General features: G+C 35.8%; 27 protein-coding genes. 7 read left to right on the forward strand and 20 right to left on the reverse strand.

Going from position 1 to position 26184, the window contains the following annotated elements:
* Nucleotides 1-36: 36 nt before the first annotated feature.
* The 7 genes from Q0371_RS11090 to Q0371_RS11120 all read right to left on the reverse strand — a co-directional run bounded on the left by Q0371_RS11090 (nt 37) and on the right by Q0371_RS11120 (nt 7580).
* Nucleotides 37-801: a 3-hydroxybutyrate dehydrogenase gene (locus tag Q0371_RS11090; protein WP_298471074.1), complete on the reverse strand. Its 765-nt coding sequence runs from the start codon at nt 799-801 to the stop codon at nt 37-39.
* Nucleotides 802-817: 16 nt separating this feature from the next.
* Complete coding sequence (locus Q0371_RS11095; RefSeq protein ID WP_298471076.1) at nt 818-1582, reverse strand: 3-oxoacyl-ACP reductase family protein; 765 nt, start codon at nt 1580-1582, stop codon at nt 818-820.
* Nucleotides 1575-2522, reverse strand: coding sequence for a 3-hydroxyacyl-CoA dehydrogenase NAD-binding domain-containing protein (locus tag Q0371_RS11100; RefSeq protein WP_298471077.1), 948 nt, complete (start codon nt 2520-2522; stop codon nt 1575-1577). Before Q0371_RS11100 ends, Q0371_RS11095 begins: the two co-directional genes overlap by 8 nt.
* Nucleotides 2523-2597: 75 nt before the next feature.
* Nucleotides 2598-3920 carry an SLC13 family permease gene (locus Q0371_RS11105; protein WP_298471079.1) on the reverse strand — a complete coding sequence of 441 codons (1323 nt, stop codon included), beginning with the start codon at nt 3918-3920 and terminating at the stop codon, nt 2598-2600.
* A gap of 30 nt (nt 3921-3950) precedes the next feature.
* Nucleotides 3951-5225 (reverse strand): histidinol dehydrogenase, encoded by a 1275-nt coding sequence (gene hisD / locus Q0371_RS11110; RefSeq protein ID WP_298471081.1) that lies wholly within the window; start codon nt 5223-5225, stop codon nt 3951-3953.
* Between the two features lie 113 nt (nt 5226-5338).
* On the reverse strand, nt 5339-6331 hold the full coding sequence (locus Q0371_RS11115; RefSeq protein ID WP_298471083.1) for a LacI family DNA-binding transcriptional regulator: 993 nt from the start codon (nt 6329-6331) through the stop codon (nt 5339-5341).
* Nucleotides 6332-6443: 112 nt separating this feature from the next.
* Nucleotides 6444-7580, reverse strand: coding sequence for an MFS transporter (locus Q0371_RS11120; RefSeq protein ID WP_298471085.1), 1137 nt, complete (start codon nt 7578-7580; stop codon nt 6444-6446).
* A 132-nt stretch (nt 7581-7712) separates the two neighbouring features.
* Here Q0371_RS11120 and Q0371_RS11125 point away from each other — a divergent pair, with 132 nt between their 5' ends.
* Nucleotides 7713-8042, forward strand: coding sequence for a MazG-like family protein (locus Q0371_RS11125; RefSeq protein ID WP_298471120.1), 330 nt, complete (start codon nt 7713-7715; stop codon nt 8040-8042).
* Between the two features lie 307 nt (nt 8043-8349).
* Here Q0371_RS11125 and Q0371_RS11130 read toward each other — a convergent pair whose 3' ends face one another.
* Nucleotides 8350-9150 (reverse strand): hypothetical protein, encoded by an 801-nt coding sequence (locus tag Q0371_RS11130; protein WP_298471087.1) that lies wholly within the window; start codon nt 9148-9150, stop codon nt 8350-8352.
* A gap of 111 nt (nt 9151-9261) precedes the next feature.
* Between Q0371_RS11130 and Q0371_RS11135 the strand changes: the two genes are divergently transcribed.
* Nucleotides 9262-10167 carry a DL-endopeptidase inhibitor IseA family protein gene (locus Q0371_RS11135; RefSeq protein WP_298471089.1) on the forward strand — a complete coding sequence of 302 codons (906 nt, stop codon included), beginning with the start codon at nt 9262-9264 and terminating at the stop codon, nt 10165-10167.
* A 126-nt stretch (nt 10168-10293) separates the two neighbouring features.
* Here Q0371_RS11135 and Q0371_RS11140 read toward each other — a convergent pair whose 3' ends face one another.
* Both Q0371_RS11140 and Q0371_RS11145 read right to left on the reverse strand, forming a co-directional pair.
* Nucleotides 10294-11679 carry a DUF4179 domain-containing protein gene (locus tag Q0371_RS11140; protein WP_298471091.1) on the reverse strand — a complete coding sequence of 462 codons (1386 nt, stop codon included), beginning with the start codon at nt 11677-11679 and terminating at the stop codon, nt 10294-10296.
* Nucleotides 11672-12196 (reverse strand): sigma-70 family RNA polymerase sigma factor, encoded by a 525-nt coding sequence (locus tag Q0371_RS11145; RefSeq protein ID WP_240949658.1) that lies wholly within the window; start codon nt 12194-12196, stop codon nt 11672-11674. The genes Q0371_RS11140 and Q0371_RS11145 overlap by 8 nt, the downstream gene beginning before the upstream one ends.
* Before the next feature lie 329 nt (nt 12197-12525).
* Here Q0371_RS11145 and Q0371_RS11150 point away from each other — a divergent pair, with 329 nt between their 5' ends.
* The 4 genes from Q0371_RS11150 to Q0371_RS11165 all read left to right on the forward strand — a co-directional run bounded on the left by Q0371_RS11150 (nt 12526) and on the right by Q0371_RS11165 (nt 15871).
* Entirely contained in the window at nt 12526-12963 is a 438-nt protein-coding gene (locus Q0371_RS11150) for a hypothetical protein (RefSeq protein ID WP_298471094.1), read from the forward strand.
* Nucleotides 12964-13340: 377 nt separating this feature from the next.
* Nucleotides 13341-14318, forward strand: a complete 978-nt coding sequence (locus Q0371_RS11155) for a HAMP domain-containing sensor histidine kinase (RefSeq protein ID WP_298471096.1) — start codon at nt 13341-13343, stop codon at nt 14316-14318.
* Between the two features lie 42 nt (nt 14319-14360).
* Nucleotides 14361-15644: a HAMP domain-containing sensor histidine kinase gene (locus Q0371_RS11160; protein ID WP_298471098.1), complete on the forward strand. Its 1284-nt coding sequence runs from the start codon at nt 14361-14363 to the stop codon at nt 15642-15644.
* Between the two features lie 77 nt (nt 15645-15721).
* Entirely contained in the window at nt 15722-15871 is a 150-nt protein-coding gene (locus Q0371_RS11165) for a YfhD family protein (protein WP_169359095.1), read from the forward strand.
* 48 nt (nt 15872-15919) lie between these two features.
* Here Q0371_RS11165 and Q0371_RS11170 read toward each other — a convergent pair whose 3' ends face one another.
* From Q0371_RS11170 to Q0371_RS11205, 8 genes are all read right to left on the reverse strand, one after another.
* The gene (locus Q0371_RS11170; protein ID WP_298471100.1) at nt 15920-17017 is read right to left on the reverse strand and encodes a Ger(x)C family spore germination protein; all 1098 of its coding nucleotides are present in this window, start codon (nt 17015-17017) and stop codon (nt 15920-15922) included.
* Nucleotides 17010-18089 (reverse strand): GerAB/ArcD/ProY family transporter, encoded by a 1080-nt coding sequence (locus Q0371_RS11175; protein ID WP_298471122.1) that lies wholly within the window; start codon nt 18087-18089, stop codon nt 17010-17012. The genes Q0371_RS11170 and Q0371_RS11175 overlap by 8 nt, the downstream gene beginning before the upstream one ends.
* Nucleotides 18090-18103: 14 nt before the next feature.
* Nucleotides 18104-19576, reverse strand: coding sequence for a spore germination protein (locus Q0371_RS11180; RefSeq protein WP_298471102.1), 1473 nt, complete (start codon nt 19574-19576; stop codon nt 18104-18106).
* Nucleotides 19577-19699: 123 nt separating this feature from the next.
* Complete coding sequence (locus Q0371_RS11185) at nt 19700-20116, reverse strand: pyridoxamine 5'-phosphate oxidase family protein (RefSeq protein WP_298471104.1); 417 nt, start codon at nt 20114-20116, stop codon at nt 19700-19702.
* 71 nt (nt 20117-20187) lie between these two features.
* Nucleotides 20188-21060, reverse strand: a complete 873-nt coding sequence (locus Q0371_RS11190; RefSeq protein WP_298471106.1) for a patatin-like phospholipase family protein — start codon at nt 21058-21060, stop codon at nt 20188-20190.
* Nucleotides 21061-21202: 142 nt separating this feature from the next.
* Nucleotides 21203-21367: a hypothetical protein gene (locus Q0371_RS11195; RefSeq protein ID WP_169359100.1), complete on the reverse strand. Its 165-nt coding sequence runs from the start codon at nt 21365-21367 to the stop codon at nt 21203-21205.
* Nucleotides 21368-21515: 148 nt separating this feature from the next.
* Entirely contained in the window at nt 21516-21659 is a 144-nt protein-coding gene (locus tag Q0371_RS11200) for a hypothetical protein (RefSeq protein WP_298471108.1), read from the reverse strand.
* Nucleotides 21660-21689: 30 nt separating this feature from the next.
* Nucleotides 21690-22409: a gamma-glutamyl-gamma-aminobutyrate hydrolase family protein gene (locus Q0371_RS11205; RefSeq protein ID WP_298471110.1), complete on the reverse strand. Its 720-nt coding sequence runs from the start codon at nt 22407-22409 to the stop codon at nt 21690-21692.
* Between the two features lie 147 nt (nt 22410-22556).
* On the opposite strand from Q0371_RS11205, the gene Q0371_RS11210 reads away from it, so the two are divergent.
* Nucleotides 22557-23432, forward strand: coding sequence for an SDR family oxidoreductase (locus Q0371_RS11210; protein WP_169359103.1), 876 nt, complete (start codon nt 22557-22559; stop codon nt 23430-23432).
* A gap of 68 nt (nt 23433-23500) precedes the next feature.
* On the opposite strand, the gene Q0371_RS11215 is transcribed toward Q0371_RS11210, so the two are convergent.
* Nucleotides 23501-24895 (reverse strand): SpoVR family protein, encoded by a 1395-nt coding sequence (locus Q0371_RS11215; protein WP_169359104.1) that lies wholly within the window; start codon nt 24893-24895, stop codon nt 23501-23503.
* Nucleotides 24895-26049: a sporulation protein YhbH gene (yhbH, locus tag Q0371_RS11220; RefSeq protein WP_298471114.1), complete on the reverse strand. Its 1155-nt coding sequence runs from the start codon at nt 26047-26049 to the stop codon at nt 24895-24897. The genes Q0371_RS11215 and yhbH overlap by 1 nt, the downstream gene beginning before the upstream one ends.
* Nucleotides 26050-26184: the final 135 nt, after the last annotated feature.

A 26184-nucleotide genomic window follows, 5' to 3' on the forward strand; every position in this document is an offset into this window, starting at 1 on the left:
ATATAGAAAAGGCCCTTACAAAATAAGGGCCTTTTATTATTGGGCTGTATAACCACCATCTAAAACGATTGCCTGGCCTGTCATTCCTTTAGCAGATTCACTTGCCACGTACAAAGCTAAGTCTGTAATTTCTTGAACGTCTAATAATCTTCTTTGGGGAACTAGGGGATACAATACTTCTTCCAGTACCTGTTCCACTTTGATATTTCTCGTTCTAGCTAAATCTTCAAATTGGTTGCGTACAAGCAATGTATCCACATAGCCTGGACATATTGCATTCACTGTAATTCCATCAGCTGCAGCCTCTAATGCGGCAACCTTTGTTAACCCAATCACCCCATGCTTAGCCGAATTATAGGCGGCTTTTCCTGCAAATCCTATCAAGCCGTTTATAGAAGCCATATTAATGATTCGGCCAAATTGTTGCTTTTTCATGTGTGGTAATGCATATTTCATAGCTACAAAAGGAGCTGTTAGCATTATTTTTATTAATAGCTCGAACTTTTCTGTCGGGAAATCTTCTATTAATGAAACATGCTGCATACCTGCATTATTTATCAATATATCTATTCTTCCAAAGGAATCTACTGTAGATTCAATGGCGTTCTTTATGTCCTCTTCTTTCGTTACATCACAGACAATACCCTTTACTTGCCCATTTAGAGTGGAGACAGCCTCGTCTAATGCTACTTTATTCAAATCTGAAATAACTACGCTTGCTCCTGCCTCTAAAAATGCCTTAGCGACATCATAGCCAATTCCTCTAGCAGCCCCAGTTATAAATACTACTTTACCCTTCAATTGAATTCCTCCAATCTTAAATTGCAGTCCATCCACCATCAACCTTTAAAGTTTCTCCAGTCACGAAATTCGCCAAATCAGAGGCTAAATACAACACGGCTCCAGAAATGTCCTTTGGCTGCGAAAGTCCCTTTAAGAGAATTCTATTTTCGACATCTCTTTTAAAATCTTCATCCTCAAACATTTTGGCAGTTAACTCTGTTTCTATAAAGGTAGGTGCCACAGCGTTAACGTTAATACCAAGCTTAGCCCATTCAACTGCCAAAGCCTTTGTTAGTTGAACTAGACCACCTTTACTAGAACAATATGCTGCTCTATTGTAATATCCTACAAAGGCCATTTGAGAGGCTATATTTATAATTTTACCATTTCTTTGTTTACTCATAAATTTAGCCGCTGCCTGGCTTGTAAAGAATGCAGACTTTAAATTTAAATCTAAGACAGTATCCCAGTCATTCTCCGTTACTTCTAATGCAGGCTTTGCAATATTAACTCCTGCATTATTGATAAGTACATCAATTGTTCCAAACTCTTTTACTGTCGTCTCTATTAAATTATTAATGTTCTCCAACTTACTTAAATCGCCTTGAACAGAGATGCATCGATCGTTATAGCCTTGTAGTTCTTTCAGCGTTTCCTCTAATGCTATACCTTCTCGTCCGGAAATCACCACATTAGCTTTTAGCTTAGCAAATGTAAGGGCTATATCTTTCCCTATTCCTTTGCTACCCCCTGTTACAATTACAGTTTTATGCTCTAATTCAGAAAAGAAGTTATTCATCGCTACCTCCTAAATTCATGTCTCCCTTAAGAAAATGAATTAACATCTGTTCACGTTCTACATTTTTAAGCTGAGAAAATTGCTCGTCCCATGTATAGAAGCCTTCTCCACTTTTGTCTCCAAGCTTATTCTCTTCCACTAACTGTGTAAGCACTCTACCGGATTTTTGATCGGTGCTCAAGTCCTCAAAAAGATAATTTGAAATAGCAGAAAAAACATCAAGACCTCCCATATCCGCAGTCATTAAAGGGCCTGTTACGGGAAGACGACGCCCAATACTATATGTTACCGCTGCATCGATGTCCTCTTTAGTTGCTACCCCTGCATCAAGTAGTGATTGTGCTTCCCGAAATAACGCGTACTGTAAGCGATTCCCTATAAATCCTGGAATCTCTCTGTTTAATAAAACCGGTTTCTTTTTCATATACTGTAGTACTTGCATAGCTCGCTGAACCGTACCGTTATCTGTCTTTTCACCCTTTACTACTTCAACCAAAGGAATTAGATGACCAGGATTCCAAAAGTGTGTAACAACAAAACGATTAGGGTGATCCATTCCCTCTGCCAATAAACTTGGCATAAAGCCAGACGTATTGCTTGCTATAATAACATCCTTATCCACTAGAGCCTCTAATTTTTTATACATATTTTTTTTAAGTTCTAGTACTTCAGGTATTACTTCAATAATAAAGGTTGTCTCTTTTACAACCTCTTCTAGAGATATAGATAACTTAATGAGGTCCATAATGCGTGTTGCTTCCTTTTCATCAAACAATCCATTATCCTTCATTACTTTTATTTTATTTTGAAGGCCTTTTTTAGCAATCTGCAGATCTTGGTCGCTAATCCCATATACTTTTACAGGTAAGCCTGCCCAGGCTGCTGATAAAGCAATGGAGTGTCCCATTGTCCCACAACCTAAAATTGATACATTTTCCATTTGTTCACACCCCTAATTTTCTTTAATAACTAATACCCAACAAACGACTGTACTTCTGTTTGTTGGGTATTGTGTTTATATTCCTATACCAAAAGAGAAAAGAATGACAGCTAATATTACACCTAGAATCGGCACAACAACTGTTAAAGCCCCAAAGGCCGGATATGCATCCTTATGTGTTTCTCCACAGATTGAACGAATAGTCGTAACTACATAGCCCCCTTGAGGTAAAGAGTCTAGAGAACCAGAAGAAATCGCAACCGTTCTGTGAAGTGCTTCTGCATTTACACCTAAATCTAAATAATGTGGTGCTAATAGTGGCAAGGCGATAGCCTGTCCACCTGAAGATGAACCGGTTAAACCCGCGATAACAGCTACCGCTAACGCACCACCAATTAGTGGACTACCTGGTATACCAGTCATTACATCAACTGCTGATTCAAATGCGGGAGTAACCTTTACTACACCACCAAAGCCCACAACAGCAGCGGTATTGGCAATGGCGATAACAGCACCCATTGCTCCCTCAGCAACAGCGCCACTGAAATTTTGAAAATACTTTTTGTTGATCAGATAGGTAGCAATAATACCACCGGTCAATGCAAGGATTAATGCCGAAGTTTCCAATTCCTTATGTAAGACAAATGAAATGATAAGTACTACACCTAACGGAATCATACTTAGTAGCGGGTTCGGAAGTTCTTTACGAGAAACCTCTTTTACATCAGTTTCCCTACTTACAAACTTCTCACCATTATCCATTGCTTTCTTAATCATCTTTTTCAGCCACCAATAACCAAATGCCATCATGAAGACAGCTACAATAATGCTGACTTCCCACCCTGCATAAGGAGATGTTTTTAAGAATGGGATCGGAATCCAGTTTTGAATTTCTGGTGAGCCCGCTGACGTCATTGTAAAGGTTGTAGAACCAAAGCCAAGAGCAGCTGGTATAAATCGTCTTGGCAAATCTGCTTGCTTAAATAAACTCAAAGCCATTGGATATACCGAGAAGGCTACTACAAATAAACTTACTCCCCCATAAGTTAAAACTGCACAGGCAATTACAACAGCTAGCGCTGCACGCTTAATACCAATTTTACTAACAATCCATTGGGACACGCTATCTGCTGCACCACTATCCTCCATGACTTTACCAAAAATGGCACCTGCTAAGAACATTAACCACCAAGAAGCTATGAAGCTAGTAAAGCCTCCCATATAATTTGTTAAGAAATTGTCCGCACCTTTTTCTACAAGCTGCGGAAACAATGGAAGTCCATTCAATACACCAACGAACAGAGCTGTGAGTGGTGCGGCAATTAGAAGGTTCATCCCCTTCATAGTTAAATAAATCAATAAAGCTAGACCACCAAATAATCCTATGAAACCTAACATTCTTTCTCCCCCTTAACCCCTAAGAACTATTTATTTACCGTATCGTCTTACTCTTAATAACGCCTGTTCAGCATGGCCAGCAAAGTTTTCAAGTTGACATAAACGTGCTGCATATTCCCCAATATAGGCACTTGCCTCCGGTGTTACCTTTTGATAGGTTACTGTTTTAATAAATTTGCCTACCCATAAACCGCCTGTATACCTTGCCGCACCCTTAGTTGGAAGTGTATGATTTGTACCAATAACTTTATCTCCATAGGCAACATTCGTTTCTGGCCCTAAGAAAAGGCAGCCATAGTTCGTCATATTTTCTAAGAAGTAATTAGGATCTTCCGTCAAAATTTCCACATGCTCAAATGCTAAACGATCAGCCTCTACTCTAGCTTCTTCAATAGAATCTACTAATAGAATTTGTCCATAATCTTCCCATGAGACTCTCGCTACATCGGCCGTAGGTAAAGTTTGTAATTGACGCTCAATCTCTATTAACGTTTCCTCTGCCAATTTTTCTGAAGTAGTTATTAAAGCTCCTGGAGAAGTTGGACCATGTTCTCCTTGTCCTAGAATATCTGTAGCAACCATTTCTGCATCTGCTGTATGGTCCGCTACAACTAAGGTTTCAGTCGGACCAGCAAACAAGTCAATACCAACGCGGCCATAGAGCTGACGCTTTGCCTCTGCTACAAATGCATTACCAGGGCCAACAATCATATCTACCGGTTGAATAGTCTCAGTCCCAATTGCCATTGCACCCATTGCCTGAATACCTCCTAGCAAATAGATTTCATCTGCCCCTGCCAACGACATAGCAGCAATAGTAGCATAAGGAATTTCTCCATTAATCGGAGGAGTGCATGCAATTACTCTTTTTACTCCAGCGACTTTTGCAGTTAACACGCTCATGTGAGCTGAGGCAACCATTGGGTACCGCCCACCAGGTATATAACAGCCTACGCTATTTACTGGGATATTTTTATGTCCTAAAATTACTCCTGGAATATTTTCTACTTCTACATCCTGAAGGGATGCGAGCTGTGCTTCTGCAAATTCTCGAATATTTTTTTGAGCAAATTTTATATCCTCAATTACCTCTGACGGTACTTGAGCTACCATTTCTTCAATTTGCTTGCTTGATAAGCGGAATGATTCAGGTGACCACTTATCGAACTTTTCTGATAATTCACAGACTGCTTGATCTCCTCTTGTTTCTACATCCTTTAAGGCCTCTGACACTATTTGAGATACCTTTAAATCATTAGCACTTACTTCTTCCTGTGACTTTCCATACTTAATTACTTTTACCATTTGTAATTCCTCCCCTTTGTTTGAAAACGCATTCATAAAAACACAATTCTTTTTTGCATACGTATGCAAAAATATATACAAGTAAGATTATTCTAAAAACATTAATTAGTCAACTATTTATATGTTGAATTACGAACAATTAGTCTTCCATCAATCTCTATATTTTGGGCCTGACCAGAGTATTCGCTGATTTCCGCGGTTAAATAGTCTACTGTTACGTTTACCATTTCATTTATTGGCTGCTCCCAAGTAGTTAAACTATAAGAAGGCCAAGCGGACATTTCAATATTGTCGAATCCCACCACCTTCACTTCATCCGGAACAGCTATATGATGTTTTTTTAAGGAATCCATCACTCCTAGAGCCATAATATCATTCGCCACGAATATTGCTTCGGGTACTTTTCCTTGAGACACTACTTTCTCGATTGTTTTATACCCACCCTCGTAAGTGAAATCAGAAATATATTTTTTATATTCTACTTTATTTTCCTTTAATACCGTTACAAAGCCTTTTTCTCTCTCTATACTAGTTGATGTGTTTTCATTGCCAGAAATATAAATCATATTAGAGCAACCTACCTCCAATAGGTACTGTGCAATTTGTTTACTCGCCTCTAAATTGTTACAGCATACCGAATAAAACTTATTACCATCAATCTTTCTATTAAACAAAGCTAAAGGAATTCTGTTATTAAACAGATCCTCGTTTGCCTGCAAAGACAACGTGGCATCCGTAATAATGACACCCGCAACGTTATAGTTAAGTAATGTATCAATATCCTCTTGTTGAATCTCATCGTTATGTGTATACACAAATAAAATGCTGTAGCCCAACTTTTTAAATGCAGTTGTAAATTGCTTTAATACCTGTGGATAAAAAGGGTTCTGGACCCCCTTCATAACTAAACCAATTATTTTCGTTCTATTTGTAATTAAACTACGGGCAAATTCATTCGGTCTATAACCTAATTCCTTAGCAGCAGCCAATACCTTCTCACGAGTTTTTTGAGACACAGTCGCCCCTTTAAAATAAACACGTGAGACAGAAGATTGAGAAACGCCAGCAAGCTTCGCCACGTCCTTAGCAGTAACTCCTTGATTCATCTTACTCACTACCTTCTTAAAATTTTAATTATTTCAAACTATACAATAATATTGTTTTTTTGGAAATAATAAACACTAATCTCTACTAAAAGATTAGTGTTTATCAACAGCTTTAATCTTCTTCACCTTTCTTCCCCTTAAACAACAAAGATCCTCCAACTAGAAATACACCACTAAAAAGAAATACGCCTGCCATTCCAACAGAGCCTCCAATTACACCAAAAAAAGCTGGTGCAATGAGCTGAAATAAGCGATTTATAGTTATTCGTAGTCCTAAAACTTCCCCTGTCCTTTCTGGTGGAGATGCATTATAGGTCGTTGTCATGGAGATTGGCTGTCCGCACCCTAAGCCTAACCCCATCATAATTGCGAGAAAAGCAATTACAAGGACGGAGCTTGTCAAAGGCAACAATAAAAAGGCAATCCCTGCGACAAATATGGATACGAATAAGATAAATTCCCTCTTATATATTTCTAAAAGCTTTGGTAACACAAAACGGACAAACATGGTTGCTAATCCCTGGAGCGCTATGATCCAACCTATTGTAGACGTAGACAAGTCCATTTGTTTTCCTAATAACGGAAAATAGGCAACAAAGATGTCTTTTGAATAAAGAACTAAGGCACTGGAGAACAAGGCCCGTCTAATTAACGGGCTTTCTAATAGTTTGATAGAGTCAATCATTTTAGTTGGCTTTCTATGTATTTGTTGCTCTGCCTTAGGGATTTTTAAAGAGAAGATAATGGCAGTTAATCCTATTCCCACGCATACTATATAAACAATTTGAAAGGATATATGTTCCGATAAGTATCCACCCATGAGAGGACCTACTACAGCTCCAAAAGCAACACACAAACTGAACATACTGAAATAATAATCTCTGTTTTTCTTAGTCGTTTGGTGACCTAACTGATTTTGTAAGGCAATAGGTATACTTATATTCCCTATCCCTAACAGTAACTGACTTGCAAACAAAGACCATATAGTAGAAAAAGCAGCAGGAACAATCATACCGGCTATAAGGCTAACAAACCCGATAATAATAGGGAGCCTATCTCCTATTTTATCTATTATTTTGCCGGCATGAATTGAAAATATTAATGGTAAAAAGGCAAATGTAGAGGTTAGAATACCAATGATCCAAATAGATGCCCCATACTCGTCGGCTGAGAGTGTAATGACTGGCCTAGTTGCGTTTACTACAGTATGAAATAAGAATATTAATAGCAAAACTCCTTTTAGATTCATATATCTCCCCTCAATCGCATTATGTATAGTTCAATATTATATCAATATATAAGCCGCTATGTTTAAAAGATTATAGACCATTTGTTTATCAGCTTGGCTATAATAATGGTAGACATACAATACATTTAAACCATTTTATGGTTACAAAAGGGGCAGAAGAATATGAAGGAATTAACAGAAGAAATTTTGGAGTTTAACCAAAAAAGAGGTTGGGTTCGCAATACTGATGCTCGTAGTCTCGCGATCTCTATATCTTTAGAAGCTAGTGAACTATTAGAGCACTTTCAATGGCGTACCCCAGAAGAAGCTATAGCAAACGACAAACAAGGCATTGAAGAAGAAGCGGCAGATGTTCTAATCTACCTCCTACAACTCGCAAACCTATTAGACATAGATTTAAAGGAAGCAGCAAAAAAGAAAATAAAAAAGAATGCTATAAAATATCCTTTACCTAACAAATAATGAATTGGGGGTGGGATAAACTCTCCTCAGAATAAATAGCCTTGAAAATTCTACGATTTGGTATAGTTTTGAGGGTCTTATATTATTTTTTTCTGTAGTAATTTTCTGTTATGGCGTACGTTTTACAGGGGCACAGCTTTCAGCTGACGTACGCTCCCCCCTTTGAGTCTCCGCCTCCTCTCCAAATAATAAGAATTAGAAAGTCGGCTGACTTTAATAAGAAATAAAAAGGTGATATCAAGTCGCTGATTTCACCTTCTTTTAATTTATAGACTAGTTATGTACCAGCCTCCATTTTTAAATAATCCTACTCGTTAAATGTTGCGATTATTTCTTGAACTAGCGACCAAATCTCATAGTTATAATCCGGATCTACTACATACCAATACTGTATATCCCTTATAAAAGCGTGTTTTTCTTCTAAGGAAGAATCTTGAATAAATCGACGCATTCTTAATAACTCTTCTGTATCACTTATCCGACTATCCAAAAATCTATATCTTTCCCCACCGTTTTTCCCTATAACCCCTAATCCATCATAAGTTTCAATTACTATTTTATTTTTCCTTTTCTGCTTCGCTGAAGAAAAATTTGATATAACATCTACCTTTTCAGCCATGGGAAAGATACTTTTTAACTTCGCGAAAACTTTTTCTTGTTTCATTTCCCATGAGCTTGGAAGTTCGTCCATATATTCACTTACTATTACCTTTTCCTGTTCTTTAGTTGAATACAGACTTAATTGTTCGATCAATTCAGCATGAGGAACCGAAAATACTAGATTTATAAATTCCTCGAAACTGTTCGTCAAGTAACGAATAGGAGGATCGTTAGTAGGGGAAACACATACAATAGAGGCTCTCATTAAATCTTCAATTTGTTGAAAGTCAGTTAAAAAACCGAAGTGAATTCCACCCCCTCCAGTTTCCGCAAAGGGTATTAAGTCAGGCGGTGTGATGGAATATGGAGAAAGTTCCGTAGCTGGTCTAAATCCGATCATATCTAACGATAAATCTTCCTTGTTAAGGTTCTCCTCTAGTTGAATGAGTTGTAAGATTTCTTTCGGGATCAGGTACTTTCCATAAACTTCTTTTAACTCTTCAGACATAATCTGTGCTCCCTCAACATAATATTTATTAGCTATATATTCTCCAAACTTAACAAAATACCTTTTCTAATGTTTTTGCTCTATTAAACAACACAAATTGGAGGAATTTAAATGAAACCTACAAACGTTTTACTAGCATTAGCCACAATAACTCTATTACAAACCCCATTTATCCCAATAACAGAGGCAGCCACAACAGGGAATATAAAGAGTAACCAAACCGTTATTCAAAAGGATCAGCTAACAGACAAAATAGCTGTGGACCTAGCTGCTAAATATGAGGAGGCCTATCTGTTTGTAAGTAGTGGAGGAGGCTATAAGAATAGAGAATATGATACTTTTCTATATAATGACTTAGCCTATCGTTATCTATCAAGTAACATTAATACCAAGGCAAAGCTCATGAAATATTTAACTGAGGTTATGACATCGCAGGCAGCAGAACACTTTATAAATGACTTAGAGATTTTAGAACATAAAGGAAAGCTCGCTCAAAAAGAAGCTGACATAGGTTCTCTAGAGGAATGGAAAAAAGCTACAGCAGAGGTTATAAAAAAGGATAAGGATAAGGTTCAATATCGATTAACCGTACCTATTGGTGAGCCTTCAGAAAAAATAATGTACAGCGTAGAATATCAATTAGTTGAAAACATAGGTTGGCGTGTTAGTAAGAGACCAGTGGTTGACCTAGATATTCCAGACAAAATAAACCCTGTTCATATTTTGTTTACCAATTTATTATCGAGCCCACAAGTTGCTCAAAAGCAACTATTACCGACTTCTTATTTTGAAGTAAACGAGTTTAAGAAAGGGCTCAAAAAAGTAGATCTATCAAAGATTAAAGAAATAGATAGAGGCTCACACCACGTGGAGTATATTGCTACAATTTTTGTAGAGCTTGAAAAGGACTACAAAGGACCTCTAGTTTCTGGGGAAAATAAAATGTATTTTATTGTTCAGCCCAATGGATATATGGATTTTAAAATTCATCAGGTAGGTCAAATAGAAATGTATTGATATTATATTTCCTACTTTTAAAAAGACAGCAAATCAAAGTTGATTTGCTGTCTTTTTACTTTATTCTTATTTAGCTTTTATCAACCCCTGAGACCCGCTATCAGTCATTGGCAACTTACACTTTCCTTATTTATCTTGCAAATCTATTTCAATCTTTACGTTTTCATCCTCAATCCAAGAAGGATAATAATCTAAGGCCAATCTAACTTGTTTACTATTTGGTGGAATTTGAAATTCAAATTTTGTTTTCCCACCTGGGAGATCTGTAAAAGAGCTGGTCACATATTGAGTGCTTGGATAATAGGGACTGTCGTCATACTTAAATGTATACTCCTCTTCCCTTTCATTTGTTATTTTTGGAAAATAAACGAACTCTTTGTTTCTATCTGCATCGATAACAAAGCTAACTTGATTGTTTTCAATTTTTAAATCTGAGAAGATAGAATCCTTTGGCTGCTTTATAAACTTAGATAAATTTGTATCAATGAGTAAATAAGCCTCGTCTTTATCGATTGCTGCTACTTTTCCAAACTTTAATGTCAACTTTTTGGGGCTATAAAAATAAAAGCTATCAGGCACGGAAACCGTAAATTTGTTTTGCTCCCAATAATAGCTATCAGCGTGCGTGGACCATTCTCTGCCTTTTTCATCTACCAATCGGATATTATTAAATGCACCATATAAAAGCTTTTTGGTATTACTTGGTTTTGCCTCTAAAAATAATTTCATTCCCGTCGGATCTACTACAATAAATTTTATTTCTACTATTTGCCCTTCTATCTCTACTTCCTTATTCACGGTAAAAGTTTTGCTCTCCAAGTTATTTATTTTCTCGTAGGAAAAGGGTATTTTAAAGTTTTCAATTTTATCTCCATTGATAATTCCTATTTCTAATCTATGGCCTTCAGAAGGCAGACTTGACTTATACCTAGATTCTATACGATGACTAGAGCTGAAAGCCTTCAATCCCTTTTCTGTAGCTAAAGGATAAAAGCTATTACGGATTTCCATACTATATTCATATGGCGATCTTTTATTTGACTTCACTCGCCAATATTTATATCCTAATTCACTCAAATCCTTTTCCTTCGATTCCACGGTATAAAAAATAACCATCCCTTTCTCATCAACAATCACTCCATCCAACGTAACCGTAATTCCGTGTTCGGTTTGGGATACATTTACCGGTTGATAGATGTCATGTTCTACTGCTGCTACAAGACCCTTGTCATTTTGAATAAGAGCTACTACTCTATCCAAGCCAGGAATCGCTGACACTTTGTTGGCAAAGGCTGGAGAAACGTTTACCGAGGTTACAAATGCTATGAATAAAATGGCTGCCATAGCAATGGACAATATACTGCGCTTCGCAATCATTCTCTTCCTTTTTTTCTCTTGTTTTGCTTTTTCAAAACCCTTCCTAACGGACATTTGTACCCTATCCACTGGAACATCTACCTGGTTGATTACATATTTTCTTGTCTCCAATTTTTGTTTTTCCTCTTCAAACACGCTTCATCTCCCCTTTCCCTTCAAATTGATGTCGTAATGAGCGGAGTGCCTTATGTAGTCTAGTTTTAATCGTCCCTTCTGGTGTCTTCCACATGATTGCAATATCTTTAATTTTGATGTCTTCAAAGTATTTGAGATGGAGTAGCTCTCTTTCGTAGTCAGTCAGATGTTTAAGTGCCTCTTCTATTTCTAGAAAGGTAAAATTCTCCTCTACTCCAATTAAGTGTAGTAAGTCATCCTCAACTAATTCACGCTTACTTTTTCGAATTTCATCCTGGCAATAGTTCATCATAATCCGTATGATCCATGTTTTGAAATACGCTGGCTCTTTCAGTTTTCTTATATGTTTAAAGGCTCTATAGGTAACTTCTTGCACAGCCTCCAATGCATCCTCTTCATTTTTTAAAAAGGATATAGCAGTCCTATACAATGCTTCCTGATGTACATGCATCAAGTCCAAAAAAGCTTCCTCATTCCCCTTTATCGCTCTTTTTACTAATAACAGTTGCTCACTCAACCCATCACCCCATTTCTACGTCCCTATTAATTAGACAGACTAATTGAAAAAAAGTTTTACATTTTTATTGTAAACGTACTTTAATATGTTTTTGTGTAAAATTAATTTCATTTAATTTGTCCTTCTATAAAAATTTTTACATTATAGGAATTAAGTGTTTCTACTCAAAATATACTTAGTAGGAAGGCCATTTTTATATTTTTTTTGGTTTTTTTTACGAAAAATCAGTAAATTATTAATTTTATTATGCTTAACTTAAGATATTAATGAGAAAATGGGGTATACTTAATAGTAATGAGTTTGTGGATTTGTAAAGGAGGCACTACTTTATGTCAGTCGCTAGTGAAGCATCACAAGTAAATCTCGATTTTTTAATTAACGAGTTAGGTCTACAACAGGTTTCTAATACTTCCGTGTTTCGTAAAGGAAATATATTCGTCATTTCGCCATCGGTTCAAAATAAATCAAACACGTTTGAGCTAGGTGAATCACTTATGAAAAAGTTTAACCCTGAAACAGATGATGGATATTTACTCATACGTCTAAAAGAAAAATTCCTTATGTGTAAGTTACATCCCTTCCAACGTAAAATGATGACTTCGGATACCGAAAAAAGCACGAAAAGTAAGCCATCTTTTTGGAAGTTCCATGTAATAGAATCCATCATCCCACGTATTGAAAATAGCGGTGATAGAGAGCTAACGTTTAAAATCCAAGCTCCTACCAATAAGCAGCTAATTTCTTTTTTTAATAAAGAAAGCCTATAGTAAAAACCAGATCTAGCTTATAGATCTGGTTTTTATTTACTTTCATTTTATTAAATTTTCCAAATAATTAAATAAAAACTTGAATACCCTTCGATTTAAAGATAATATAAATTTATAATCTTAAGGTGAGATGAGGTATTAAATTGGAGCTTATTACCGTTAATTTTCTATTCAATTTATCCTTAATTATCATCTTGTTTTTCCTTTGTTTCACTAACTTAAGAAAACCTGGTAGCCTGCTTAAAAGAAAAAAAACCTCTTTAATATTTTTTGTTATTACATTACTTCTGTGCTATTTGTTTTCCTATCATTTAACGGATGAATTAATGTTAGATTTACGAATGGTCCCTTTACTTATAGGAAGCCTCTATTTTAGGTTGAGTCCAATTTTGTGCGCAATCGTCATTTTACTAAGAGGTCTACATGGAATAGATTTAGGTTTCTATATGACTCTTACGATCAATGGCATACTAAGTATTGCATTATGGATAGTATCTCCTTATTTTATGCGATTAAAATCTAAATATCGTATAATTTGTTCCTCCTTTTTAGCTCTTATAATGAGCCTTTTTATATTATTAGTTGTACTAAACACTAGTGGGAGCGCACATACTTTAGATTTATATATAGCATATATAGTTATTCCCCCACTTGGCATTGCCATCATTACATATATTATTGAAGCCTTTGAAAAAATAAATACCCAAAGGAAGCTTTTAATAAAAGTAGAAAAAAAAGAAGCCGTAGAACAAATGGGCGCGGCTATATCACATGAAATTAGAAATCCTTTAACTTCAGCAATTGGATTTGTCGAATTATTAACTAGAGAACCCCTAGATTCTGAAAAAAGCAAGCAATACCTTGCTATTTTAAAAGACGAACTTGATTTGGCAGAGAAAATTATTCAAGATTATTTAACTTACTCTAAGCCTATAACAGAACATACAAAAGAATTAAATATTCAAGAGGAACTCCCTATTGTTCTAAAGCTTTTACAACCATTAGCCAACTATTATTCCGTTAAGATTGTCTCTGATTTATCGTCTACTAGTTTAATAGACGGAGATCGTGCAAAGTTCCAGCACACATTCATAAATATCATTAAAAATAATATAGTTTCCTTAACAGATGGAGGCGTTATATCTATCACAACTAAGGAGACTAAAACCAAAATTCTTATTACAATATCTAGTCCTACCACAGAAAATCAAATGGAATCTAAAGTACTAGACACATCCATTGATTTCGGTATTATAAGAAATATAAAAGGTACTGTTCGAACGAAGAGAACCGAACAGGAAACTACTTATTACTTTACCTTCCGCAAACAAAAAACTTCATATATATTCTGGTAAAGTTTTAATTCACATTCAATCTTTCTGAAAAGAGGTAATACTATGGAGCTGACGCTACATTTTTTTTTCAACCTATCTCTTTTAATAGTATTACTTTTTTTCAGCTTGATTTGGCTTGAAAATACGAAAAAGGTACAATTCATTGCGACGCTGTATTGTTTCGCCAGCCTCATAATTTGCTACGGATTTAGCTATCCTTTATCTGAAAATATCTTATTGGACTTAAGAAATATTCCTTTTGTAATTGGTGCGCTTTATATTGGTCTAGGTCCATACCTAGGTCTAACAGCAATTATTATTAGAGCCTTTTTTGGAATAGATTTAGGATTTTGGGTAACAGTATCTTATTATGCTATTTTCTCTCTTATTTTATGGAAGATACACCCTTGGTTTTTGGGAAAAAATAGAGAACAACGAATTTGGATAGCAATAGGCTTTATTTATATCGTAGGAATTTATCAAACCACTCCCTTACTTTTTATGTTAGATGGTTATGACATACTTGATGTAAGTTTTGCATTTTTATTTTTACAACCTTTAGGAGTAGGGATGATCACCTACTTTTTAGAGGAGGTTGATAAATTTACAATCTACAGACAGCAACTTGTAACTTTAGAAAGGCAAGGAGTTGTAGAAAAGATGGGCGCAGCTATCTCTCATGAAATACGCAATCCATTGACTGCTGCTATAGGTTTTGTCCAACTTTTACATAACGACTCAATTTCAGCAGACACAAAAAGGCAGTATTTATCTATCGTTAAAAGTGAGCTTCAGTCAGCTGAAAGAGTTATTCAAGATTATCTTACAATTTCTAAAGTTGATCCAGAAACTGAAAACACTATTCTCATCAACAAGGCATTAAATCAAGTCATACAAATGCTTATACCACTGGCACAAAATAGGTCTGTTGAAATAATTACAGATTTCGCAGAGGAATCCATAATTATGGGTGACAGTCAAAAATTTCATCAAAGCTTAGTTAATATTATGAAGAATGGAATAGAATCTATGTCTTCAGGAGGAATTTTAACTGTGGGGACAGAAGCTACGCCTACGAGCGTCGTCATCACGATCAAAGATACTGGTTCAGGAATGACTGATGAGCAATTAAGTCGTTTAGGAGAGCCGTATTACTCTACAAAAGGGAACCAAGGAACTGGTCTTGGTATATTGGTTGTTTTTAGTGTTATCCGTGCAATGAATGGAAATATTCATGTAGAGTCCGAGGTAGGCGTTGGAACTACATTCGAATTAAATTTTAGATCATCATTAGCTTACATTCCACCTGTAGTGGAACAAGAAAAAGGAAAAATGATTTCTAAATAAGTTTTATTCCCAGGAGTAAAATTACCTTTTCTTCTCATCTTAATAAAGAGAAAATTTTAGAAAGGGAGTATCACATCATGGGTAGAGACGACAAAAAGGGAAGTAGTAATAACACTGGTTCCTTACCTCAGACACCAAAGAATATGAAGATTAAGCCTAAGGATGTCCGAGAAGAATTTGCTCGAGAATTTGCAGAACTAAGACATTCCTCTAGAAAAAATAAATAGTATGATAAGCAGGAGGACTGGATATTCATGTCCTCCTTAAATTATTTTCTAGTGAAGTACACCTGTACTTAAAATAGACATATCAACCTCAATATCCCACTTCATTTTACTTATAGTTTTACGGGTAAGCTCGGTATCCCACTTAACTCGCTGATGTCGACGTACGTTTTCTGTCAATCCAATGGGATCGACCTCTAATTTTTGCATTTCTTCTAAGAAATCATTGATTTTTTTTTCTAAATCCTTCTCTGCATCTTTTTCTAATCTTTCCATGATTTCCGGGTCTTTAAAGGAAGCACTTTTACCTTTATACTCTGACATCGTTCCCTCTATCTTAAGTATAATTTTTAATCTTGGGGATTCTAAGCTTTTATTACTTATAATTTTTACGCTGTTATCAATGAAATCAAGTAAGAGTGTATCTCCTCCCCCTACCTTTAAGGTAAAAGGAGATAATTTTTTCTTCCCCTGTATTGCTTGAATATATAAAGCATCATCTGGGTGAAGTACGTTTTCCATATGATCCCCTTTAAATAAGGCGACACCAGTTAACTCCAACTTTTTCCCTTTAAGTTCAATTACAGGCATAATTGAATCTATATTAGGATTAGTTTGTGTATACATCAAGTCATGTATATTAGTATTTGGGTTAAATGCTAAGTTTACACTTGGCTGGAGCAGGTCAGTGACATAGTTTATGACGCTTGCCTTGTCCGTATAGTCCTGTCGCATTAACTCCTCAGCGCTACCTTTTACAATAGCTAGCAAAACCTCATTGCCTACTTGTGTGTTTCGGTATAAATGCTTGATTACTTCTTCAACCTTTCCACTAGTAGCAAATTCCTCACTAAATAAAATGACACGTAATTGATTTAGAACTACTTTTTTCTCTGTTTTTTTCTCAATGTCAACCATTCCTGTTGTGACTAATTCAGTTGTAGTTGTATAAATTTGTGTTCTTTCATTAGCATACTTGGATTTTTGAGGAATGGCTGCAGTTAGTTTATAAGTTCCTTCTCCCTCATAGTCAAATCCGAGAACTCCTACCATATCAATACCTTCAATCGGCACCTTCTTTTCATTCAAATTGCAGCCCGTCAAAAAAATCATTCCTATTAATAATATTAAAATGATTTTTTTACTCATGATTCCACCTGCTTTTTTTAATGAAGTGAAGGGCAATTAAAATAATTGGCCACAGTAATAATCCATAACCAATTCTATAACTTACAATAAAAGCCCTCTCTAAATTTTCATGAGAAAGCGGTAGCGTGAGGATTACGAAAATGGTGGTAGCTATTATATAAACGTGGGAACTTTTTCTTTTGGATATAATAGAATTTACACCTTTCATAGAAGCCCAGATATATCCTGACACAGATGAAAGCACTAAAAATACCCACAAGGTAATACCAAAAATATCTATTCTCTCCACAAAAGAAAATCCCCCTGCTTTAAATAGATGTAAAACAGAGTACTGAACATTGCTTAGCTGCCATTCAGAAAAATACATGACACTTACCAGGGTAGTCAAGAAGAACAAAGATACACTAATCCAAATACCTATTAATGCATGCTTAAACGCTTTTTGTTTATTAATAATATAAGGAAAGAATATTAATATTACCTCATATCCGAATACAGTATTAAAGCCTTGGTCAAATGCCACAAAAAAATCATTCCAACTATGATTAAACAAAGGGAAAACATGGCTTATATCGCCTTTATTTATAGACCATTTTAAAAAGTAAACCATCGGTATTGTAATAAAAAATGCCATTATACAAAATCTAGCAACATTTTTTATACCACCATTAACGATATACAATACCAATAGCAAAACTAAAATAAGAGGTATGCTTGTCGTTTGTTCTTGGAGAGCCGTGCTTTGAATCAGCTGTACATAATTGCTGACCTTTGCAGTTGCAAGTAAAATTAACTGAATGACTATAAAGGCGTTAATACACTTCCCTAAAGACTTACCTAATATTTCTTCATTAATCTCAAACAAGTTTTTTGCATGATATTTTGAACATATCCAGATCATTGGCCATAGAGATATACTTGCAATTACTCCAAATAGAATTGGTATCAAAGCCTGGCTGTATCCTAGACTACTCAATCTTTCAGGCAGTGACAGAACTCCTGTACCAAACATAATACTCTGTACCAAAAAAATGACATGATAGCCTTTTAAACTCTCTTTATTAGCACTCAGGTATGTTCACCTACCTATATACTTCGTTTTTTGGAACGAGAAATGCCGCTTTTCCGCTTTAAGAAAGATATTGGAAAACGTACAACACTATCCATCAAGTCAGACACCCTTCTCGGTATAACGGGTGACATAAATGGCGTACCGAGGGATTTTACTCTTAATAAGTGGGCAATTAGCCATGCAAATGCGAGCATTTGACCAAACAAACCAAAGATACCAGCTGAAAGTATAAAGACATAACGAATAGTCCTGCTCGTATTACTCATATGGAAAACCGGTGGAAGGAAGGACAACAGAGCAGAAGTAGCCACAATAACGATTAAAATATTACTGACAAGGCCAGCTTCAACTGCTGCAGTACCAATAACAATCCCTCCAACAATCCCTATCGTTTGGCCAATTTTCGCTGGCATCCTGGCTCCTGCTTCTTTTAATACCTCTACAATTAGTTCAATAAATAACACCTCAAAGAGAGGAGAAAAAGGCACTTTCATTCTAGATTCTTGAAGATTTAAAAGGAGCTCATAAGGAAGCACCTCCTGGTGAAAGGTTAATGCGGAAATATAAGTTGGAGTAATCATAATGGTTAAGAAAAAACCAAAAAATCGAAGAGATCTAACTAAGCTAGCAGATGGCCAGCGATTATAATAATCCTCCGCACTAATGAACATTTCTAAAAAGGAGGTTGGGCATACAAGAGCTGCTTGACTGTTATCCATTAAAATAACTATTCTGCCATCTGCAAGGTAATGTGATGTGGTATCCGGTTTTACAGTCATATAATATTGAGGAAATAGTGAATAGGGATTATCTTCTATTAATTGCATAAGAGTAGAAATATCAAAGAACTTTGGATAATCAAGCTTGGTTAAACGACTCTTTAATTGCTCGAGAGATGTTTTATCTACTAAATCATCTATATATATAATAGTGATTTTCGTATTAGAAACGCTTCCTATTGTTAAGTCTTCATTTTTAAGCATGGGATTAACTATTCGTCTTTTAACAAGCGAAAGATTTGTCTGTATGGATTCAGTAAATACATCTTGAGGGCCAATGAATGTACTCTCCATCTCTGAAGTAGTTACTTCCCGCTCCTTTACACTATACGTATGTATACTTAACAGTCGGTTTGTCTCATGGAAGTATAATAACGTTTCACCAGTAGCAAGTTTTTGTGTAATCTCATCAATATTGGAGGGGTTCATATGTTCTGCCACCTGATGTATTTGGTGAATATAATTTGCTAAAGGAATTAAAACCATTATTTCTAAAGTTTTGCTATCTGTTAAGGATTGAGAAAAAATAATCGTAACAATGCCTTCGTTAGTTGGGATATTTTTATATAAAACGTCATTATTATCTTTAGTAATCTCTTTATAATACCTAATCCTTTTTTCAACCAAAGCATTCGTCGATGTGGTACCATCCATAAAATATGCAAGCATCGGCTTTTTTACTAATTTCATCTTTGTTATAAGAATCACTTGCCCTTCCTATAGATTTGATTAGTTTGTCCATTTATATTTTATGTATGCAAGTGAATCTATTGGATTCTTTACTAGCATATAAAAACACTCAAAACTTTGTCGTTTTGAGTGTTTTAGAGTTTAAAATTCAACTATTTCTGGACCTTCGCCTTTTGTATTCATAACTCTAACTTGTGTTGGAGTAATTTTCAAAATGATTAAATCCGGATCATCTGGACCTTTAAACCATCCTTTTAAAGCATCATTCCAAACCTTTTCTTTCATCGATTCGTCATCCGATTCCTCGACCTTCCCTTCAATTTCCAGGAAGGAATCACCTAATCCTTTTCCATCGTACCCTAGGAGGATGTGTGTGTATGGGTTAAGTTCAATTTCTTCTACTTTATGCGTTTTCTTACTTGTTGCGGTATAGAGGATAAAGTCGTCATTAAAGAAGGTCATATATCGGGAATGCGGTTTATTTTGCTGCACTGTCGCCATAGTACCAATCATATTACTATTTAATATTTTTAGTGCTTGTTCTTTTGCATTAGTCATATCAATCTCTCCTTCCCTTATTGTCTTTATTATTCCTTTTTGGTAAATAAACTAAACATTCTTAAATGCTATTACCAGGTTTTCAAAAATCGAGTGGTTGATTCTCTTCCCTTTTGCAATAAATCTAGCTTAGAATCATAATCTAATTCAAATTGGGTAGCATTATATTCATCTGCCGGTATAAATATTATATTTCGTTCAATCTTTCGTGATATATATCTTGTATCATGAGCGTCCTTCATTGTTGTAAATAAGCTTTCAAATAAGTCGAGTCCATTTTTTATTTGTTTTGGTTGTGGCTCTTCAATATTTGCGCTAAGTCGGATACCTAAAACTGGTCTCTCTTTTAACCCATTTTCAAATATCCACATTGGGAAGTTACTCAGCACACCGCCATCAACCACTACTACGTCCCCAACACTAGATTTTAATTTTATCGGTTCAAAGAAAAAGGGTATTCCACAGCTCATCCGCAAGGCCCTACTTACTAAAAAAGTATCTGGTTCGATTCCATAATTTTTTAAGTCATCTGGTAGGACAATCATCTTTCCATTAGTTAAATCTGAGGCAACTAGCTTTAACGAGCCTGGAGGTAGATCTCCAAAAGTATAAATACCTTTATAAGCCAATTTCTCTAAAAACCAATCCTCCAATGCCTTTCCTTGGTAAATACCTAAACCCCAATACAAGTTTAACCATTTCATAAACGGCAATGGTATTACTGTCTTTCGTGGATCCAAGAGTTTTTGGAAGTTCTGACTCATCATTAGCTCTTCCATTTCTCTCCCGTTATAGCCTGCTGCTATAAAGCAGGCAAGTATTGCACCAGCACTAGTTCCTGCTACTCGCTTTAGACGATATCCCTTTTCTTCTAAGACTTGATATGCCCCAACTAGGCCAATCCCCTTCATCCCACCACCTGAAAATATCCCATCTATATACATACTGCACCCTTCTCTCTAAAAAAGTTGTTATATCACTCTAAGAGAGAAGCAATCGAATTAGAACATATATCGACAAATAAGATGAACAAAAATGTTGATATGTATATATATGGAATAGAGGTGGTTACCATAAAGTGATTAATTATTTGTTTGAATTATTTTTTGTTTCCTTTTGTTGGCTGTTATTGTGTTTTTTTGCTTCTGTATTCTGCCCTATCACACCCATATCATTTGGACTGATGTCATATCCATAACCATACTCTTCACGATCTAACTTATTTTTATGATTTTTCTTTTTATCATTCATGAGATTTCACCTCCATGAGAATAAGTTGTACTATTAAATAGTTATTATGCTTAAAATAAGTTGAGAAAATAAAAGAAGGACCGTTGTGACATACGCCATAACAATCCTTCTTTTATTAGTATTTTTAGCCTTCTATATACGATATTAACTACTTATTATTTTTATTTTCTTCTTTCCCACCTGGCTTGGTAATATCTTTCTTATCCGCATTGTTCTTATCTGTCTCTTTAAAATCGTCAGGATTCAAATTAGAATTGTATTCCATATCATTATCCTTCTTATCTTTACCCACCAATTTCACCTCCTATTTTTAATAGGTATGCTATTTGTTAGTTTTTCTTTCAATTGCTGCTTCTACAAATTTTCTAAACAACTTTTGTGAAGGCTCATCACCATTTAGCGCAAATTCTTCAGGATGCCACTGAAAACCATAAATAAACGTGTGGTTTTCACTTTCTACTGCCTCCACTATACCGTCCGGTGCAGTAGCAACTACTTTCAACCCATCTCCAAGCTTATTTACGCCTTGATGATGAAATGAATTTACCTTAAATTCCTCTTCTTGTAACATTTGATATACCTTACTTTTACTATCTAGCTTAACCGGATGTGATCTGTGCGTTCTTATTGAATTTTGCCTATGCTGTAAAGTATATTCTTCTCTTTGCTCATGAATAGACTGGTGTAAAGATCCACCCATCACTATATTAAGCATATGCAAGCCTCTACAAGTCCCAATATATGGCTTGTCTAACTCTAGAAATTTTTGCACAAGTGCAAATTCCATTTTATCAAGTCGTGGAGTAATTCGTTGCAAGTGAAGATGTGGCAACTCACCATAATAAGAAGGATCAATATCTTCTCCTCCAGTTATAATCAACCCGTCTATTTGCTGACATAACTGGTCTATATCTTTATCAGGAATGAGTGGTATAAGTAAAGGAATACCTCCTGCTTGTAGAACTGTATCTGAATATACTGAAGACAAGTAATAACTTTTATCATCTTTAACTTCAGCAGTAATACCTATTATTGGTTTCATATTAGATTCCCCATTTTTTTAAATTTCATGCTCTATATTAATACCCTTGTTTGTACTTGCTAAACTTGTGTCAGTCTTTTTATCTAATGTTTGTCTTTATTTCATCTGGGAATACATTTATTAGAGATCAATAAAGGAGGACTCAACATGAGTAATGACAAATTCGAAAAAATGGAAGAAAATATCAAAGGACAAACACAGAATCGTCAACCAGGTTTTGAAAATGAAATGAGTCCAAAACCTATTTATGATGATGAGAATTATAAAGGTTCTGAAAAGCTAAAAGGAAAAGTCGCTTTAATCACAGGAGGAGATAGCGGTATTGGTAAAGCAGTTGCAATTGCTTATGCAAAAGAAGGTGCAAACGTCGCTATTGCGTATTTAGATGAACATGAGGATGCAAAAGAAACAGTAAAGCTAGTTGAAAACTATGGAGTTAAAGCAAAAAGTTTTGCTGTAGATATTAGCGATGACGAAAACTGCGAAAAGTTAATAGAGCAGGTTATTGAGGAATTTGGCCAGTTAAATGTTTTAGTAAACAACGCAGGAAAACAGTTCCCAACGATGAATTTCTTAGAGATTACTCCAGATCAATTACAGGAAACTTTCTCTACTAACATATACTCTATGTTCTATCTAACACAGGCTGCTCTTCCGCATATGTCTAAGGGGGACACAATTGTAAATACATCATCAGTGACAGCATACCGAGGTTCTGCTGAGTTAATCGATTACTCGGCAACAAAAGGAGCAATCACTTCCTTCACACGCTCCTTAGCGTTAAATCTAGTTGAAAAAGGTATACGTGTAAATGCCGTCGCACCTGGGCCAATATGGACCCCACTTATTCCAGCAACTTTTGATGCCGAGAAGGTAGAAAATCATGCTGAAAGCAATCCAACTGGCAGAAGAGGTCAGCCATCAGAAAATGCACCTGCCTATGTCTTCTTAGCATCTAATGACTCCACGTATATTACAGGACAAACTATTCATGTTGATGGTGGAGACTTCGTAGGTTCATAAAATTATATAAAATTTAAAGAGGATGATCGTTTATATTCACGATCATCCTCTTTTTCATATTAAAGTATTTACATAAGGCTCTTTGAAACTTTTTTTCCATCATAAGTATAGAGCACTGGTTTTTTCTCGACAAAGGTTTCCATATGAATAGAACGCCCCCACAGCTGGTAGATATATGGAAGCACATGCTCCAAATAATGCGCATCTAATTCCACACCTTCATAATTGTGCTTTAGATGCAACTCCCCGTTTCTAGAGAAATCACCATTTTCTACTACAATGTAGGGGTAGCCACCATTTTCACGGCTCGCTATTATTTCATCTCTGACATTCTCATAATCCTTATCAGTTATTTCATAGTTCCCATTTTTCTTTTCAAATAAGTAAAGGTCCTCTTGTTTAACTAACTCTTTTGTCAAATAATTTCTGATAAAGGAAATATCAGACTCTATTTCCCGTACTTCAAACAACTTTTCTCTCCCTAGCCCTGGTTCAATTCCAATTCTTCTCATTTCAGCTGTAGGGGAGTCATACCTTTTCTCTATATCCTCAAAAATTTTGAGTCCTAAATAATACGGATTTATGGACGTCTTGGAAGGTTGCACAACATTTGCATTTAACTTGGCAAATTCAATGGTTTCATCTGAAGTCAAATCCATTTCTCGGAGAATTCGCTGATGCCAAAAAGTTGCCCATCCCTCATTCATAATTTTTGTTTCGAGCTGCGGCCAAAAATAAAGCATCTCTTCCCGCATCATCGTTAAGATATCACGTTGCCAATCTTCAAGCTCCCGACTATACTCCTCTATAAATAATAGCAAATCTTTTTCTGGTCTGGGCGGGAACTTTTTTCGATAAGGCTGAACCAACTTATTTTTTTTCTTTTCGTCTAAATCCCATAAATCATCATACTCACTTTTTCTTTTTTCCTCTATTTCTTCTTCCTCTAAGTCATAACTAGGAAGCTTAGGACGGACAATCGAAGAATCAATATGTTCTTGAATAGCTAATACTGCGTCTAAAAATTGTTCTACCTCTTCTTTTCCATGAACCATTTCATAGTGTGCAATTCTCTCGGCAGTGGCAGTCATGCTTTCTACCATATCTCTCCGTGTGTTAGAGAAGCGAACATTATTCTTGAAAAAATCACAATGCGCAAGTACATGAGCAATAATTAGCTTGTTCTGAATAAGGCTATTTGTATCTAATAGAAATGCATAACAAGGGTTCGAATTGATCACTAACTCATAGATTTGGCTAAGCCCAAAATCGTATTGCATCTTCATTTTATGAAATTGCTTCCCAAAGCTCCAGTGTGCGAAACGAGTTGGCATCCCATATGCGCCGAATGTATAAATAATGTCTGCAGGACATATTTCGTATCTCATAGGGAATGTATCCAATCCAAAACCAGATGCAATCTCAGTTATTTCGGCAATTGCATATTGTAGTTTTGTGTCCATCACTTTACTCCCTTTTTAAAAATACTTTTTAACGCAGCATATACATCTTTATTGTTTCTAATTACGTGGTGTCTAAATTTTGGGTTTTCTATTGTCTTATATGTGTTCATCAAAGTGGAATAACGATTGTGTTCATTAACTTCCCCATACCCAAATATTTGAGATACCTTCATTAATTCATTAACTAGTTTCACACATTTTTCATTATCACTCGTCATATTTTCTCCATCTGAAAAATGAACTGGATAAATATTATACCGAGAAGGTGGATACTTTTCCTGTATTAACTCTAATGCCTTCTGATAAGCAGAGGAACATATGGTACCTCCACTCTCCCCCTTTGTAAAGAACGCTTCCTCAGTAACTACCTTTGCTTCTGTATGATGAGCAATAAATTCAATATCTAATGCCTCGTATTCCATTCGTAAAAATCTAACCATCCAAAAAAAGAAGCTACGTGCACAATACTTTTCAAAAACTCCCATTGAACCACTTGTATCCATCATAGCGAGAACAACTGCTTTTGATTCGCGCTTAACAACTTCATCCCAAGTTTTAAAGCGCAAATCATCCTGATGAATAGGTGCAATTGCCGCTTCTCCCTTAAGAGCATTTCTCTTAATAGCTGTAATTAATGTCCTTTTCTTATCAATATTACCCATAAGACCTTTTTTCCGAATATCATTAAACTCAATATGCTCGGTTACTATTTCGGATTTTTCTTTATCCTCTAGACTAGGTAGCTCCATGTCACTAAAAAGAGCATTTTCAATCTCTTCCATGGAAACCTCTGCCTCATAGTAATCTTGCCCTGCCTTGTCTCCAGCTTGCTTACCAGTTCCTGTGGCCTTTCCTTCCCCAGGCCCCTTAGCAACAACATCACCAATCTGACTGTCTCCTTTACCTTGGCCAACATGCTTAGAAGAGTCGTAGTTATATCTTATTTTATATTCATCCAGGGATCTAATAGGGATTTTTATAACGTCTCGTCCATTTGACATGATAATACTTTCATCACTTATTAAGTCTGGTAAGTTGTTTCTTATTGCTTCCTTGACCTTTTCCGTGTGGCGTTGCTGATCTTGATGTCCTTTGCGATGGAGTGACCAATTCTCTTGTGAAATAACGAAGGGATTTTTCTCTTTTTCATTCAACCTCAACACCTACCTATTTTTTATCATATGCCGGTGCAACAAAGTTATTGCCAAAGTTTCAAGAAAAGCGCAGGCGCCTATCTCTGCCCCGACAGGCAAATGGAGAAAAGCGAGGAGGCAGCTCCTCAGCCACCG

Source organism: uncultured Psychrobacillus sp. (assembly GCF_938022135.1).
Taxonomy (GTDB): domain Bacteria; phylum Bacillota; class Bacilli; order Bacillales_A; family Planococcaceae; genus Psychrobacillus.